Below are 891 nucleotides of genomic sequence, written 5' to 3' on the forward strand. Positions count from 1 at the left end.
TCCTTAATTAAACAAGTGCTGATAGTGAAATGTAAATACAAATACATTAAACTCTATAATGAAATTATTCATAATGAAATTACTCTATAATGAAAAAACTGGTCTGTCCCTTCACATACCTGACAAAATACTGTAATTTTAACATCTCCTTGTCAATAACAGGGAACAGTCAGAGCCCACTATCAAACCCATTATATTCAGACATTAACTCATTTAGTTTAAATATTGTTTATATAATGGAATGTCAATAAACTGTAGCATGGGAAAAGTGTACTATTAAATAAATTTAAGTTAACAAAATCGTATTATCTCTTTAAACAGTAAATACAAGTTCAGATGTGAACCAAAATTTGAATCTCATCCTATACCAGTAAATATTTTCCTAGTTAGATTAGATTATATATAGAGTATGTATTATTGTATATTAGAATTAGGCATACATAGAATACATGCGTGCATATGGTTATTTTGACAATTATTGCTTTATAACATTAGATAATGTTTATATATTTTTCTTTATAGATCATGTGTGGCATTCCATGGAAGAAATCGTGTGCTTGGCGTTGCAGCAAAAAACCAAATGGTTACAAATATGAAGAACACCATTTACGGTTTCAAACGGCTGCTGGGACGTAAATATAATGATCCATTTGTCCAACAAGAATTACGATATCTTCCTTATCAGGTTCTCCAACAGGCAAATGGTTCACTTGGAATTAAGGTATGGGCTAATTGGAATTGAAGTGAATTACTCTGTGTGTGTGTGCGTGCGTGCGTGTTTTGTAAGACGAGGCTTTCTTTGTAAGTTATGATTCTGACAAGTTGAATGTTTGTGAAATTTAGTTAAAGAGAGATTAGGGACTGGGCAAGCCCATCGCCTGCAATTACACA

Annotated in this window: 1 protein-coding gene; it reads left to right on the forward strand. The window is 32.0% G+C overall.

Going from position 1 to position 891, the window contains the following annotated elements; all coding sequences use genetic code 4:
* Positions 1 to 529: 529 nt before the first annotated feature.
* Positions 530 to 805 carry an Hsp70 family protein gene (locus MAGTDC_RS06000; RefSeq protein WP_192573178.1) on the forward strand — a complete coding sequence of 92 codons (276 nt, stop codon included), beginning with the start codon at positions 530 to 532 and terminating at the stop codon, positions 803 to 805.
* The last annotated feature ends 86 nt before the right edge of the window (positions 806 to 891 follow it).

The sequence above is a fragment of the Candidatus Hodgkinia cicadicola genome (assembly GCF_002774925.1).